The 14,343-nt window shown below is 72.1% G+C and carries 12 protein-coding genes and 1 tRNA gene; 8 read left to right on the forward strand and 5 right to left on the reverse strand.

What is annotated here, in order from left to right; genetic code table 11:
• Positions 1-80 precede the first annotated feature (80 nt).
• The 3 genes from ACFYOU_RS20410 to ACFYOU_RS20420 form a co-directional block, all read right to left on the reverse strand.
• Positions 81-1,355 (reverse strand): DGQHR domain-containing protein, encoded by a 1,275-nt coding sequence (locus ACFYOU_RS20410; protein ID WP_391307311.1) that lies wholly within the window; start codon positions 1,353-1,355, stop codon positions 81-83.
• Positions 1,356-1,763: 408 nt separating this feature from the next.
• Positions 1,764-1,851, reverse strand: a tRNA-Leu gene (locus ACFYOU_RS20415).
• A 200-nt stretch (positions 1,852-2,051) separates the two neighbouring features.
• Positions 2,052-2,999: a beta-ketoacyl-ACP synthase III gene (locus ACFYOU_RS20420; RefSeq protein ID WP_389763245.1), complete on the reverse strand. Its 948-nt coding sequence runs from the start codon at positions 2,997-2,999 to the stop codon at positions 2,052-2,054.
• Positions 3,000-3,234: 235 nt separating this feature from the next.
• Between ACFYOU_RS20420 and fdhD the strand changes: the two genes are divergently transcribed.
• The 4 genes from fdhD to ACFYOU_RS20440 all read left to right on the forward strand — a co-directional run bounded on the left by fdhD (position 3,235) and on the right by ACFYOU_RS20440 (position 8,556).
• A complete protein-coding gene (gene fdhD, locus ACFYOU_RS20425; RefSeq protein WP_391307313.1) occupies positions 3,235-4,077 on the forward strand; it encodes a formate dehydrogenase accessory sulfurtransferase FdhD in 843 nt (280 codons plus the stop codon).
• A gap of 64 nt (positions 4,078-4,141) precedes the next feature.
• Complete coding sequence (locus ACFYOU_RS20430; RefSeq protein ID WP_391307314.1) at positions 4,142-5,422, forward strand: hypothetical protein; 1,281 nt, start codon at positions 4,142-4,144, stop codon at positions 5,420-5,422.
• A 304-nt stretch (positions 5,423-5,726) separates the two neighbouring features.
• Entirely contained in the window at positions 5,727-7,559 is a 1,833-nt protein-coding gene (locus ACFYOU_RS20435; protein ID WP_391307315.1) for an AMP-binding protein, read from the forward strand.
• Positions 7,560-7,719: 160 nt separating this feature from the next.
• The gene (locus tag ACFYOU_RS20440; protein ID WP_389763251.1) at positions 7,720-8,556 is read left to right on the forward strand and encodes an aldo/keto reductase; all 837 of its coding nucleotides are present in this window, start codon (positions 7,720-7,722) and stop codon (positions 8,554-8,556) included.
• Between the two features lie 76 nt (positions 8,557-8,632).
• Here the strand turns inward: ACFYOU_RS20440 and ACFYOU_RS20445 are convergent, their stop codons facing one another.
• Positions 8,633-9,541 (reverse strand): methyltransferase domain-containing protein, encoded by a 909-nt coding sequence (locus ACFYOU_RS20445; protein ID WP_391307316.1) that lies wholly within the window; start codon positions 9,539-9,541, stop codon positions 8,633-8,635.
• Between the two features lie 333 nt (positions 9,542-9,874).
• On the opposite strand from ACFYOU_RS20445, the gene ACFYOU_RS20450 reads away from it, so the two are divergent.
• Positions 9,875-10,720 (forward strand): helix-turn-helix domain-containing protein, encoded by an 846-nt coding sequence (locus tag ACFYOU_RS20450; RefSeq protein WP_391307317.1) that lies wholly within the window; start codon positions 9,875-9,877, stop codon positions 10,718-10,720.
• Between the two features lie 230 nt (positions 10,721-10,950).
• Positions 10,951-11,901 carry a Scr1 family TA system antitoxin-like transcriptional regulator gene (locus tag ACFYOU_RS20455; RefSeq protein ID WP_391307318.1) on the forward strand — a complete coding sequence of 317 codons (951 nt, stop codon included), beginning with the start codon at positions 10,951-10,953 and terminating at the stop codon, positions 11,899-11,901.
• 33 nt (positions 11,902-11,934) lie between these two features.
• On the opposite strand, the gene ACFYOU_RS20460 is transcribed toward ACFYOU_RS20455, so the two are convergent.
• Entirely contained in the window at positions 11,935-12,585 is a 651-nt protein-coding gene (locus ACFYOU_RS20460; RefSeq protein ID WP_385491115.1) for a MerR family transcriptional regulator, read from the reverse strand.
• A gap of 101 nt (positions 12,586-12,686) precedes the next feature.
• Between ACFYOU_RS20460 and ACFYOU_RS20465 the strand changes: the two genes are divergently transcribed.
• Entirely contained in the window at positions 12,687-13,691 is a 1,005-nt protein-coding gene (locus ACFYOU_RS20465; protein ID WP_391307319.1) for a hypothetical protein, read from the forward strand.
• A complete protein-coding gene (locus tag ACFYOU_RS20470; protein WP_391307321.1) occupies positions 13,688-14,182 on the forward strand; it encodes an abscisic acid-deficient protein Aba4 family protein in 495 nt (164 codons plus the stop codon). The genes ACFYOU_RS20465 and ACFYOU_RS20470 overlap by 4 nt, the downstream gene beginning before the upstream one ends.
• Positions 14,183-14,343: the final 161 nt, after the last annotated feature.

Consider the following 14,343-nt stretch of genomic DNA (forward strand, 5'->3'; position numbering starts at 1 on the left):
CGATGCGCACACCATACGCATGAAGGAACACCGTGCGCAAGCTGCGCACGGTGTTCGCACCGGGGGTCGCGCTCGTCCGCTCAGACGGTGATGGCGCTGTTCGTCTTCGCGATGAGGCCGCGGATCATGCCGACGAGGCGATCGGTGCCGTAGCGGCCGGTGTACTGCGAGGCGCTTGACGCCGACCGCCAGAACTCGGCGCCGTCGACCTGCTGCTCCTGACCGGTGTCCGGGTCGATGACGATCCCGGCGAGGGTGGGCAGATCGGCAAGCAACTGTTCGTACTGGTCGGTGTCCGAGAGTCGGGCGCCACGTTGGATGACGATCGGCAGGCAGTCGGCGAGCACACGGTGCATCGTGGTCACGCCCGTGGTCTTGAGCAGGACCCAGTCCCCGGGCTGCTCGGTCGGGTCGAACGGGGTCGGCAGCATCCGGGCGACGGCTTCCCAGAACGCGTCGATGATCAGCGCCCACTCCTGCGGACTGAGTTCGCGCGGCATCTGCGCGGTCTGGAGCGGCTTCAGGCTGCCGATGAACTGCGAAACGGCGATCGAGGTGTCCTTGGAAATCTTCTCGTTCGGCTTGCGGATGCGCTTGAGCCAGGGGCTGCCCTTGCTCACCATCGCGTCGTAGATGGCAGCACCCACGAGAAGGCTGCCCTTGCCCTTGCGCTCACTGAGGTATTCGGCCTCATGACTGTCCTGGCGGGCCATCCGCTGGAGCAGGTCGGCCGTCAGATCGGTGGGGACGCTCTTGGCCTCACGGTTGATGTAGTAGAACTGTTTGATTTCCTCGTTGCGGTCGAACCCCAGCATGAGTTTGACCGGCACCGGGAAGTCATCGGCAAGCCTGCTCCGCTCACTGAGCATGCGAATGGCGCCGCTGCGGTGCTGCCCGTCAACGATCCACGTGGTGATCTCCTCGTCAAGGGTGATCGTCCCGGCCGCCGTGGCGCTGCCACCCCCGTGAATCGCGGCGTGCACGCGTTGCCGGTCTTCGTCGGAGGAGATCTCGATGTTCACACCGGCCGGCAGGCCGATCCCCCAGCCGTTCGTGGGACTTCCGTCGCCAGCCGGCCTGATGTTGGCGATGATCGGGTTGGGCATCAAACCGTGCCGGTCTTCAAAGACCCGGCCTTGGCGCTTCTCTTCGCCTTCGCCGTAGAAGGAGGCGGCTTGCGCCATGCGCGTAGCCGATCCCCGGCGCTGATAGCCGTTCTCGGGGTCATTTCCCCGCTCCGGGTCGTAGGCGTCGACGTCCGTCGCAGCGTGCAGTTGGGCCGAGGTGAACGTGGTCGACACCATGGCCCTTCCTCGCTGCACCTCGATCAGTGCGGGACGCTTGATCTCTGCCATTGCGGAATCACTCCTGACGTAAGGAATCGGCACGCAGACCTTGACGGACGGAGCAGGCACCACACAATGCGTCGACAGAATCTGTCGACGCAAAATCGAATGATCGTCATTCTTGATGATTCGCTGTCGGAATGTGACCGCAATCCGTCATCACGGAGGTGATGCCGGCATCACTGGACCGAGCCCGTCATGCAGCCCGGCGGGGCCACGTGCCGTCAGATGCGCGATGAGGTGGCGGGCGGGGCGCACGGGTCCGCAGGGTCACTGATGCTGGAGTGCGATGCGGGAGGGACGAGGGGGCGACGACGGCCACTGGGTCACCGAGGGGGCGGCGACGTGCCGCTCGGGGCGGCTGGTCACGTCGCTGCCGGAGAAACAGAAGAACCCCAGATCAACTGGGGTTCCTACTGGTGTCCGAGGGGGGACTTGAACCCCCACGCCCGATAAAGGGCACTAGCACCTCAAGCTAGCGCGTCTGCCATTCCGCCACCCGGACCGGTGTGGTGTTCGCGGGGTGTTCCCCGCGGCGACATGGACAACAATACCAAGGTTTCGGAGTGGGTTTCACCCACGTATCCGCAGGCCCGAGGGGTGGGAGACGGTCAGCGCCCAGACCGTCACACCACGTGACCGCTCGTCACCGGCGACCGGTTCCGACCCCCCGGAACGCATCTGCGCACCCCCGGACCGACGAGGTCAGGGGCAGTGGACGACCTGTCCCGCGTACGAGAGGTTCCCGCCGAAGCCGAAGAGCAGGACGGGCGCCCCCGAGGTGATCTCCCCGCGCTCGACGAGCTTGGAGAAGGCGAGCGGGATGCTGGCCGCCGAGGTGTTGCCCGAGTCGACGACATCGCGGGCGACCACGGCGTTCACCGCGCCGATCCGCTCGGCGAGCGGCTCGATGATCCGCAGGTTCGCCTGGTGCAGGACGACCGCCGCGAGGTCGGCGGGGGCGATGCCGGCGCGTTCGCACGCCTGCCGGGCCAGCGGCGGAAGGCGGGTGGTGGCCCACCGGTAGACGCTCTGGCCCTCCTGGGCGAAGACCGGGGGGGTGCCCTCGATCCGCACCGCGTTGCCCATCTCCGGCACCGAACCCCACAGCACCGGACCGATCCCTGGCTCCTGGCCGGGCGCGCAACGTTCCACGACCGCCGCACCGGCGCCGTCACCGACGAGGACGCAGGTGGTGCGGTCGGTCCAGTCCGCGATCTGGGTCATCTTGTCGGCGCCGATGACCAGGGCGCGATTGGCGGCCCCGGCCCGCACCGTGTGGTCGGCGGTGGCGAGGGCGTGGGTGAAGCCGGCACAGACCACGTTGAGGTCGAGGACCGCGGGGCCGGGCATGCCGAGGCGGGCGGCGACCCGGGCGGCCGTGTTCGGGGAGCGGTCGATCGCGGTGGAGGTGGCGACCACCACCAGGTCGACGTCCGCGGGGGTGAGACCGGCCGCGGCGAGGGCCTTGGCCCCGGCGTGCGCGGCCAGCTCGTCCACGGGCTCCTCGGGTCCGGCGATGTGCCGGGTGCGGATGCCGACGCGGGAGGTGATCCAGTCGTCGCTGGTCTCCACCATGCCCGCAAGGTCCTCGTTGGTGAGGACGCCGGCCGGCTGGTAGTGACCCAGCGCCGCGATGCGCGTGCCCTGCAAGAGTCCCCCTCGGGTTCCGGTGAGATCACGGAAGTTCCAGTCTGGGGAGCGACCCGCCATTATGCGGACGAGTAAAGCGACAGGAATCGGCCGCACGTCTTGTTGGCTCCGATCATGACCCCAGGCCGGCGGTCGCCCGTCGTGCGGAAGAATGACGGAACGGCACGGGGCGGGAACGGCCCCGGCCGCGGCTCACGGGCCACGGTCGCTACGCAGAGAACCAGGACGGTCACACATGGGACGGGTCACCGAGCGTCGACGGGTCGTCCGCGTGCGGGACGGACGGGTGGACCGCCGGCCGGACACCCTGGTCGCCGAGGAGCCGCTGGAGATCCGGCTGAACGGCAAGCCGCTGGCGATCACCATGCGGACGCCCGGCGACGACTTCGCGCTGGCAGCGGGGTTCCTGGTGAGCGAGGGGGTGCTGGGCTCATCGGCGGACCTGCGCACGATCGCCTACTGCGCGGGCGCCGCCGCGGACGGCTCGAACGCGTACAACGTGGTGGACGTGCGGCTCGCCCCCGGCGTGCCGGTTCCGGACATCACCCTGGAACGGAACGTGTACACGACCTCGTCGTGCGGGCTGTGCGGCAAGGCCAGCCTCGACGCGGTGCGCACCCACGCGCGCTGGGCCATCGCCGACGACCCGCCGCTGCGGCTGTCCCCCGCGCTGATCGCGGAGTTGCCGGAGCGGCTGCGGGCGGCGCAGCAGGTGTTCGACCGTACCGGCGGGCTGCATGCGGCGGCCCTGTTCGACGAGGACGGGGAACTGCTGGACGTGCGTGAGGACGTGGGGCGCCACAACGCCGTCGACAAGGTGATCGGCCGGGCGCTGCGGGCGGGCGGGCTGCCGCTGTCCCGCAGCGTGCTCCTCGTTTCGGGTCGCGCCTCCTTCGAGTTGGCGCAGAAGGCGGTGATGGCGGGGGTCCCGGTGCTCGCGGCGGTCTCCGCGCCCTCGTCCCTGGCGGTGGACCTCGCGGACGAGGCGGGGCTCACCCTGATCGGCTTCCTGCGGGGGTCGTCGATGAACGTGTACGCGCACGACCGTCGGGTGGTGCTGGGCGATCCGGCGCCCTGACCGCCCGGGGCGGGGCCGGTCGCACCGTGGACCCGGGTGGTCCGCGGCGACTAGCGTCGCCCCCGTGTCCTTCGCCCCCGGGGAGCCGCAGGTGCGTGCGGCTCGGCCCCGTCGCCCGGCCCGTGCCGTCGCGGGCGCGTCGGTGGCGCTCGTGGTGCTGGTCGCCGGCACGGTGTGGGCGCTGCGGGACGGGCGCGGCGCGCGGGACGGCGCGTCCTGTTCCCCGCGCACCGTGGCGTCCTGGCGCCCGGACCCCGCGGTGACCGGGGAGTTCGCCCGGTACGGCGACGACACCGCGCGCGCGGACGACTGGACGGGCGGGGACGGCACCCATGCGGTGCGGCTGCCGGACGGACGGGTGTTGTGGCTGTTCTCGGACACGTTCCTCGGGGAGGTGCGACCGCCGCCGAACCCGGTGGGCCAACCGCACGCGTGGCGGGAGATGAGCGCGCCCGCGGTCCGCAACAGCGGGGTGCTGATGTCGGCGTCGGGAACGCTGGAGCGGACGTTGCCCGCCCCGTTGTTCCCCGACCCGTTGCCGGGCCGCTGGCGTTGGCCGGTGGCCGCGCAGGTGGAGCCGCGGGCCGTCGGCTCCGCGGAGCGGGTGCTGCGGGTGCTGTTGTGGACGCGGGACCCGGGGCGGTCGCCGTGGATCTACGGAGTGCCCGCCGCGACGGAGGTCGCCACGCTGTCGTTGCCGGACCTCAGGGTGGAGGAGGTCGTGACGGTGCTGGACCAGACGTCGGTCCCGGACCCCGCCGGGCGGGTGCTGTTCGGTACGGCGACCGTCACGGACGGGGGGTGGACGTACGTGTTCGGCGGGGACGACGGCCGCTCGGCGCTCGGGGGACGCGCGTACGCGTACGTGGCCCGGGTCCCGGTGGGGAGGCTCGCGGAGCCCGAAGCGTGGCGGTACTGGGACGGCCGTCGCTGGAGTGCGCGGGCGGCGCCGCGTCCGGTGTTGGGGGACGGGCGGAGGCAAGGGGTGGGCAGTGCGTTCACCGTGGTCCGGGACGGGGACGCGTACGCCCTGCTCACCATGGCGTCCGGCGCGGAGGGGCTGACCTCGGTGGCGGGGTACTGGGCGTGCTCGCCGACCGGCCCCTGGCACGGTCCCGTGCGGGGCTTCACCCCGCCGCTGCCCGAGGACGCGGGCGGCGGGCGGGGGCTCGCCGCGTACAACCCGCGGGCCCATCCCTCGCTGGGCGGCGGGGGCGGTCTGCTGGTCAGCTACGACGTGAACTGGCTGGACGCCGCGGCGGGCGCGGCGCACGCGGAGGTCAACCGGAACGTGGCGCTGTACCGGCCGCGGTTCCTGCGGGTGCGGCTGTCGGCCGGGGAGTGACACCGCGGACGGGTGCACCGCGGCGGGCACGGACCGCACGCCCGGTACGGATCCCGCACCGGTGGTGGTCGTGGGGGCGGCGTGACGATCGGGCGGAAGCGGTGGCGATCCGGTGCAGGTCCCGCCGTCGGGGCCCGGTGGAGGGCCACGATGTGGGTGCGGGTGAGGGCGCCGGGCTCGCCCGCACGGACGGTCGGCGCCGCCCGGGACCCCCGCCGGAAGGGGGGTGCGACGCCCCCTCCCGCAGGGCGTTCGGGTGGGGTACGGTCGCGGCGCCGTGGGAGAGCCGCCACAAGGAGCCCAGTTGCGCGAGTTCGCCAGCCCGCCGTTGCCCGAGGTGTCGCCGCCGCTCGTGGGCGGTCTCGCCGACTCCGTCTTCGCGTGCGCCCGCGCCGATCCCCGGCACGTGGTGCTCGCCCGGCAGGAGGAGCCGGGCGTCTGGCGCGACGTCACCGCCGCGGAGTTCCGTGATGAGGTCATGGCGCTCGCCAAGGGCCTGTTGGCGGAGGGCGTCCGCGCCGGGGACCGGGTCGCGATCATGTCCCGGACCCGCTACGAGTGGACGCTGTGCGACTTCGCGCTGTGGACCGTCGGGGCCGAGGTCGTCCCGGTCCACCCGACGTCGTCGGCGGAGCAGGTCCTGTGGATGTTCCAGGAGGCCGGGGTGGTGGCCGCGGTGGTCGAGCACGAGGACCACGCGATGACCGTGGCCACCGTCATCGACCGGCTGCCGCGGCTGCGTCGACTGTGGCAGCTCGACGCGGGCGCGCTGGGGGAGCTGTGCGCGGCGGGGGCGCACCTGGCGGACGACCTGGTCGACCGGCACCGCGGGCTGGTGCGTCCGGAGTCGATCGCGACGGTGGTGTACACGTCCGGCACCACGGGGCGCCCGCGCGGCTGCGCGCTCACGCACGGCAATCTGATGTTCGAGGCTGACACGATTTACCACGGGTGGCGGGAAGCCTTCCGGCCCCGGCGGGGCGGCGCGCCGTCGATCCTGCTGTTCCTGCCGCTGGCGCACGTCTTCGGTCGGACGGTGCAGGTGGCGGCGGTCCGCGGGAGGGTGCGGTTCGGTCATCTGCCGGAGCCGGACGGGCCGGGGCTGCTCGCCGGGCTGGCGACGTTCCGGCCGACGTTCCTGCTCACCGTGGAGTCCCTCTTCGAGCGGGTCTTCCGGGCGGCCCGTCGGCGGGCCGAGCGGGAGGGCGGGCTCGCCCGGTTCGAGAAGGCCGTGGCGACGGCGGTGGCCTACGCCGAGGCGCGGGAGGACCGGGCGTTCGGCACCGGCCCCGGACCCTCCGCGGCCCTGCGCGTCCGGCACCGGTGGTACGACCGGGCGGTCTACGCCGAGCTGCGTCGGGCGCTGGGCGGGCGGGTCCGGTGCGCGCTGTCGGGCGGTGCGGCGATGGAGCGTTCGTTGGGGCTGTTCTTCGCGGGCGCGGGGATCACGGTGTACGAGGGGTACGGGCTGACCGAGACGACGGGCCCGTCGACGGGGAACCCGCCGGGGCGGGTGCGCTGCGGGACGGTGGGACCGCCGCTGCCGGGCACCCGGGTGCACATCGCGGCGGACGGCGAGGTGTGGTTGCACGGTCCGCACGTCTTCCACGGGTACCTGGACGACGCCAAGGCGACGGAGGCGGCGCTCCTGGACGGCTGGCTGGCCACCGGTGACCTCGGGACGCTCGATGCGCACGGCCATCTGACGATCACGGGCCGCAAGAAGGAGGTCCTGGTGACCGCCGACGGCGGGAGCGTGTCCCCGTCCCCGTTGGAGGACCGGGTGCGGAACCATCCCTTGGTCGCGCAGTGCATCGTCGTGGGCAACGACCGCCCGTACGCGGCCGCGCTGGTCACCCTGGACGCGGAGGCGGTGGCCCACTGGCTGGGGATGCGGGGCGAGGGGGTGCCGCCGGTGGCGGAGTTGGTGCGCGATCCCGATCTGGAGGCCGAGGTGCGCCGTGCGGTGGTCGCCGCGAACACCCGGGTGCCACCGGGCCAGGCCATCCGCACCTTCCGCATACTCGCCCACCGGTTCACCGAGGAGCACGGGCTGCTCACGCCGTCCGGCCGGCTGAAGCGGGCGGCGATCGAGCGGGCGTACGCCGGTGAGGTGGAGGCGCTGTACCGGGTGTGAGTGGCGGGTGGTGACCGTGGGGACACCGTGAGGTGTGAGCATCCCGGGAACGGGAATGCGGCCCCGCGAACGGAATGCGCCGGCGGACGTGATCGTTCACGATGGAAGGACACCCCTGTACGCGCCAGCGACCACCCACGACGCGAAGGATCGAGAATCCGTGAGCAGCAAGGTCCCCCCGATCATCCTGAACAACGGCGTCGAGATGCCCCAGCTGGGGTTCGGCGTCTGGCAGGTGCCGGACGACGAGGCCGAGCGGGCGGTGGCCACGGCCCTTGAGGCCGGGTACCGCAGTGTGGACACCGCCGCGGTCTACGGGAACGAGGAGGGCACGGGCCGGGCCCTCGCCTCCTCGGGCATCGCCCGCAAGGACCTGTTCGTCACCACGAAGCTCTGGACCAGCGAGCAGGGGTACGACGCGACGCTGCGCGCGTTCGACGCCTCCCTGGAACGGCTGGGCCTGGAGTACGTGGACCTGTACCTGATCCACTGGCCGGCCCCCGCCCTGGGCAAGGCGGTCGACACCTACAAGGCGTTCGAGAAGATCCATGCGGACGGGCGGGCCACGTCCATCGGCGTGTCGAACTTCCTCCCCGAGCACCTGGAGCAGTTGCTCGACGCCACCTCGGTGATCCCGGCCGTCAACCAGATCGAGTTGCACCCCAGGCTCCAGCAGCGGGCCGCCCGGGAGTTCCACGCGGAGCAGGGCATCGCCACGGAGGCGTGGTCGCCGCTGGGCCAGGGCAAGGGGCTGCTCGACGTGCCGGCGATCGTCGCGATCGCGCAGAAGCACGGGCGCACCCCCGCTCAGGTGGTGCTGCGCTGGCACGTCCAGTTGGGGAACGTGGTGATCCCGAAGTCGGTGACCCCGTCCCGGATCGTCGAGAACATCGACGTGTACGGCTTCGAGCTGGACACGGAGGACGTCGCGGCGATCAGCGCGCTGAACGAGGACCGTCGGTTGGGTCCGGACCCGGCCGACTTCAACGTGACCTGAGCCGTCCGGCGCCCCGGCGGCGCCGCGGCCCGCACTCCCGCCCCGGGTTCAGGTGCCCCGGGGCGGGTTTCGTGCGTCAGGCGGGCGCGGCGACGGCCGTGTGCACGGTCTGCGCCGACAGCAGGAAGGCGTCCGGCCGTCGGGCCAGCCCCTCGGGGGCGTCGGGGTCGAGGAGCCGGTCGAGGGTGGCCAGGTCGTCCGCGTCGAGGACGTCGGTCACCATCTCGCGACGGCGTCGGACGGTGTCGATCACGAACTCCCGGTCGCCGTCGGACAGCGGGGCGGGCCGGTCGAGGAGGAAGGTGCGGCTGGCACCGGGCTTCAGCCCGGTGGAGGCCAGCAGCGCGGCCCAGTCCTCGGTCTCCCGGGTGGAGCCGGGCAGTTCGGCCCGCATCGCGGAGAAGCGGTCCTGTTCGGCGGCGTCGATGCGGCTCCAGAGGCCGGGGCGTCCGAAGCCGACGTCCCGGGGCAGTACGCGCGTGGGCAGCCCGCCCTCCAGCAGGGCGACGACGCCGCCCGGCGCGACCCGCTGCGCGATCGCGGCGAGCGCGGCCCGCTGGTCCCCCACGTGGTGCAGCGACCGGCCGAGCCAGACCAGTCCGGCGGGTTCCAGGGTGCCGAGGCCGTCCGGGAGCTCGGCCCGGTGGGTGTGGACCCGCTCCGTGAGTCCGGCGCGCTCTGCGCGCTGCCGGGCGCGGGCGAGCAGGAACTCTTCGGGGTCGACGGCACTGACCACGGCTTCCGGGAACTCCTCGGCGAGGAGGCAGGAGACGACTCCGGGGCCGCTGCCCACGTCGAGGATCCGGTCCGGCGCGGGGTGGGAGGCGGCGATCCAGCGGGCGATCTCGCGGTACTGGGGCGCGGCCGTCTCGCCCTCCCGTTCGAGGTGCGGGGCGAGCTGGGTCCAGTCCATGGTGTGGGCGTGGTGGTGTCCGCCGTCCTGATGCTGGTTCGCGGGGTCGTGCCGGTGGGGTGCGTGCGCCATGGGTCCGCCTTCCGTCGGGTGCGCGGGTGGCGGTGCGCCCGCCGTGGCGCCCGCCGTACGGTCAGGGTGCGCGCGGGGCACGTCGCGGAGCCACTCCCGTTGCTGATCCGGCAAAACCGCTTCCTGTACGGCGCCGGGCTCGACGTGCGAGGCGCACCGCCACCTCGGGTTCGGGGGAGACGGCTGCCCGCCGCGCACCCTGGCGTGATCGCGCCACCGTCGCCCGTTTCCCCACCAAATGCTGTGACTCCTCCTTGCCGAAGGGGTCACAGGTGGGGCCACAGCGGCCCATCTGGTCACGCACCGGGCGCGCCCGTCGTCTACCTTCGGAGCATGACTACCGCCCTGCCCGCCGCGCCCCGGTCCCTCCGTAGCGACTCCCCCGGCTCCCCGGCAGCGCGCGGCGTGGGCCCGCTGTTGCGTGACTGGCGGGAGCGGCAGCGGGTGAGCCAGTTGGAACTGGCACTGCGCGCGGGGTCGTCGGCGCGGCACATCAGCTTCGTGGAGACGGGGCGTTCCCGCCCGAGCGAGGAGCTGATCCTGCGTCTGGCGGACCATCTGGACGTTCCGGTGCGCGAGCGCAATGCGCTGCTGCTGGCGGCGGGTTATGCGCCGCGGTTCCCGGAGACATCGATGGACGATCCGGCGCTGGACGGTCTGCGCGAGGGGCTGGATCGGCTGCTGACCGGTTACGAGCCGTATCCGGCACTGGTGGTCGACGCCACGTACGACGTGATCGCGGCGAACCGGGGCATCACGATGCTGCTCGCCGGGGTTCCGGAGCGCCTGTTGGTCCCGCCGTTGAACGCGATGCGGCTGATCCTGCACCCGGAGGGCGTGGCTCCGCGCATCCGCAACCTCCGCGAGTGGCGCGGGCACCTGCTGGAGCAGATGGAGCGTCAGATCGCGCTCGACCGGTCGCCGGCGCTGCGGGACCTGTACGAGGAGGTGGCTGCGTATCCGGTGCTCAACGAGGGCGTACCGGCGGCGCACGGGGCCACCCATCCGTACTTCGCGCTGCCGATGCAGGTCGAGCACGACGGTCGGGTGCTCTCGTTCGTGTCGTCGATCTCGACCTTCAACACCCCCATGGACGTGACGGTCGCGGAGCTGGCGATCGAGACGTTCCTCCCGGCGGACCGGGCCACCTCCGACTACCTCCGGTCGCTGGACGGTTGACGGGGCGTGACCTTTCGGCGGGCGTTCCCTTCCGGCCAGACTTTGTCGTGTGACTTACGCCACCACACAGGGCCGTAGTCCGTCTGTTCTCTTCCCGAACGCCCGGTTCCCACCCGGCGGCGGGCGCATCACCGGAACGTCACTTCCGCTGTGAACGACGGACTGGCCCCGCCGCGTAGCCGCGACATGACACACTGCTCACGTTTGTTCGGCACGTGGGGAGGCGTGACGTGAGTGAAAGGCGCGCCGCGCCGACCGTCGGACAGGTCGTCCTCGGCAAGCGGCTCAAGGAACTGCGGGAGGCCAAGGAGCTGACCCGCGAACAGGCGGCGGCCGAACTGCGGGTCACCGCGGCCACCGTCCGGCGGATGGAGACCGCCGAAGTGGCGTTGAAGGTGCCCTACGTGCACGTGCTGCTGGGCATGTACGGGGCGTCCGCGGAGGAGGTCGAGGGCTTTCTGTCCCTCGTCGAGGAGGCCAATCAGCCGGGCTGGTGGCAGCGGTACCACGACGTCCTGCCCGAGTGGTTCAGCCTCTACGTCAGCCTGGAGGCCGAGGCACGGCTCATCAGGTCGTACGAGCCGCACTTCGTGCCCGGCATCCTCCAGACCGACCACTACGCGCGCGAGGTCATGACGGCGGGCACCATCGGGCACACCCGCCCCGAAGAGGTGGAGCGCCACGTCGAGCTGCGCATCGACCGCCAGCAGTTGTTGGCCAAGCCGGACGCCCCGCACCTGTGGATCATCATGGACGAGACGGTGCTGCGCCGTCCGGTGGCGGGACCCGAGGTGATGGCCGAGCAGATGGACCGGCTGCTCACCGCCGCCCGCACCCCCGGGCTCACCCTCCAGATCGCCGAGTTCCACAACGGACCCCATCCGGGAACGTACGGGCCCTTCTCCCTGTTCCGGTTCGCCCAGGCGGAGTTGCAGGACATGGTGTACTGCGAGTTCCTGACCGGGGCGCTGTACCTCGACTCGCAGATCGAGGTGGCCAACCACCTGGAGGTCCTGGACCACATGTCGGCCCAGGCCGCCTCCACCGACCGCACCCGGGAGATCCTGCGGGAGGTCCGCGACCACTACCGGGCGCAGGCCAAGGAGCAGGCGTTCCGCGAGGAGGCGGAAGCCCTCGACGCCGGCCGGTGCCAGGCGGGCGCCCAGCACCACCCCGCCTGACGGGTCCGCCCCCGGGCGCGGGAGCCCCGCGGCTCAGGTGGTGCCGCCCCCGTACTGGCGGGTGGAACGGTCGATCTGCGCCAGGTTGCGCAGCGCCGCGAACATCGCATCGCCCATGACGGTGCCGACGATGACGCTCTCCACCAGTTCGTCGAGCACGCCCCGGGTCGCCACGAAGTCGAGGTCCGCCCGGGCGACCAGTTCGGCGGCCCCGGCGTAGTCGTCGAGCACGGCGGTGAAATCGCCGAGCCCCACCCGTTGCAGCGCCGCCAGGGCGGCGGCGAGCGCTTCGAGGCCCGGGCAGTCGTCGTAGACCAACCAGCCCCGGCGGGCGATCAGTTCGTCCACCTGACGGCGGGCCGCCGTGAGCACTCCGTCGTCATCGGCCTGCCCGTCGCCCGTGGGCAGTCGTTGCACCAGCAGGTCGGAGGCGGCGCCCAGGACGCTGTGCACCGACCGGCCGGGGTCGTCGACCGCCGCGAGGACGTCCCGGATGGCCGCGATGCGCAGCCCACCGACGTCCAGCAGCGCGCGGATCAGTCGGAGCCGGTGTTCATGGGCGTCCCCGTAGTCGGCCTGGTTGCGGCTGGTCAACTCGCCGCCGGGGAGCAGTCCTTCCCGTACGTAGTACTTGATGGTCGGCACCGGGACCCCGGTTCGCCTGCTCAGTTCACCGATGCGCACGACCCGCTCGCCCTTCCACCCTTGCGTTTCACACCCCCCATCCTAGAGAGTGTCCCCGACAGATAGCGGATAGCGCTACTATCCATCGAACGGGATCCTCCATGTCCTCCTGGCGCTCCTGGCACCGCCCCCTACTCCTCTTCGCCGCATTGATGATCGTGGCCGGCGTCGGCTCCGCGGTCGGCCTCCTCGCCGACGACCGCACCCTCACGGGCTCCCCCATCTGGTTCAAGCCCTTCAAGTTCTCGCTCTCCCTGACGGTCTACGCGCTCTCCCTGGCCTGGACGCTCTCCCTCGCCACCCGCGCCCGGCGGCTCGCCTGGTGGGCCGGCACCGTCGTCGCCGTGGCCGGCACCGTCGAGATGGTGATCATCATCGGCCAGGTCTTCCGCGGGAAGATCAGCCACTTCAACCGCGAAACACCCTTCGACGCCGCCCTCTACGACGTCATGGCCGTCACCATCGTCGTGCTGTGGACGGGCGCGGTGACCATCGCCGTCCTGCTCTTCCGCTCCCGCATCGAGGACCGCGCCGCCGCCTGGACCCTGCGCCTCGGATCGCTGCTCGCGGTGATCGGTGCCGCCCTCGGCTTCCTGATGCCCCAACCCACCCCGGAGCAGCGGGCCGCCGCGGAGAACGGCCCGGTCGACGTCGTCGGAGCGCACAGCGTGGGCGTGCCCGACGGCGGACCGTCGATGCCCCTCACCGGTTGGTCCACCACCGGCGGCGACCTCCGCATCCCGCACTTCGTTGGGATGCACGCCCTCCAGGTGCTGCCGCTGCTGCTGCTCGCCCTGGTGGCCCTCGCCCCGCACCTGCCCCGGCTACGGGACGAAACCGTCCGGCTGCGGCTGGTGTTCGCCGCCTCGGGCACGTACGCGGCGGTCCTGGCCCTGATCACCTGGCAGGCGCTGCGCGGCCAACCGCTCCTGAAACCCGACACCGCCACCCTCGCGGTCGGTGCCGCCGTCGCCCTGGGCGCCGCCCTCGCCGTCGGCGTCTCGCTCAACGCCACGCCCCGCGCCCGCTCCGGGGCGACCGGCACCCCGTCCGACCCCGGCGACCCGGACCGTGCCGGGCGCACCCACGAGGAGACCTCGGCATGACGGACCTGCTGTTCGACCTCGCCTTCTGGTGCGCCACCCCCGTCTGGCTGCTGATGATCTTCGCTCCCCGTTGGAGCGTGACGGTGCGGATCGCGTCCTCGCCGCTGACGGCGCTGCCGGTCCTCGTCGTCTACACGGTGCTCGTCGTGCCGGTCCTGCCCGAACTGTGGGCCCTCGTCACCTCGCCGACCCTCGAAGGGATGCAGGAGCTGACCGCGCTCACCGACGGCGCGGGAGCCGTCTGGGCGCAGATCATCGCCTGGGACCTGTTGATCGGACAGTGGATCTTCCTGGAGGCCCGTCGTCTGAAGATCAGCCCCTGGGTGACCGGCCCGCTGCTGGTCTTCGCGATCCTCCTGTCACCGTTCGCCCTGCCGGTCTTCCTCCTGCTGCGCGCGGTACGGATGCGGGGCGCCTCCGACGGCCCGACGGACGGCAGCCCGCCGGCCGCCGGACGCCACCGCGGCCCCTCCCCCACTGCGCCCGCCTAGGCGACGAGCGGCCCCCGGGACCCGTCGAACGCAGTGATCAGGCCAACACCCGGGGGGTATTCACGCCGATCCCGTGCGGTCGGTGGCGCCCGGGGCCGCTCCGGGCGCAGCATCGACGGCGACCCCGTGTGCGGAATGGCGGTTCCGCGGCGATCCCCGTC

This window comes from Streptomyces sp. NPDC005955 (genome assembly GCF_042871255.1).
In the GTDB taxonomy this organism is placed as follows: domain Bacteria; phylum Actinomycetota; class Actinomycetes; order Streptomycetales; family Streptomycetaceae; genus Streptomyces.

Excerpts from the sequence above, each read along its gene's own strand:
- ACFYOU_RS20410 (WP_391307311.1), bottom strand. The coding sequence starts at position 1,355 with ATGGCAGAGATCAAGCGTCCCGCACTGATCGAGGTGCAGCGAGGAAGG.
- fdhD (WP_391307313.1), top strand. The coding sequence starts at position 3,235 with ATGGGACGGGTCACCGAGCGTCGACGGGTCGTCCGCGTGCGGGACGGA.
- ACFYOU_RS20445 (WP_391307316.1), bottom strand. The coding sequence starts at position 9,541 with ATGGCGCACGCACCCCACCGGCACGACCCCGCGAACCAGCATCAGGAC.
- ACFYOU_RS20450 (WP_391307317.1), top strand. The coding sequence starts at position 9,875 with ATGACTACCGCCCTGCCCGCCGCGCCCCGGTCCCTCCGTAGCGACTCC.
- ACFYOU_RS20465 (WP_391307319.1), top strand. The coding sequence starts at position 12,687 with ATGTCCTCCTGGCGCTCCTGGCACCGCCCCCTACTCCTCTTCGCCGCA.
- ACFYOU_RS20470 (WP_391307321.1), top strand. The coding sequence starts at position 13,688 with ATGACGGACCTGCTGTTCGACCTCGCCTTCTGGTGCGCCACCCCCGTC.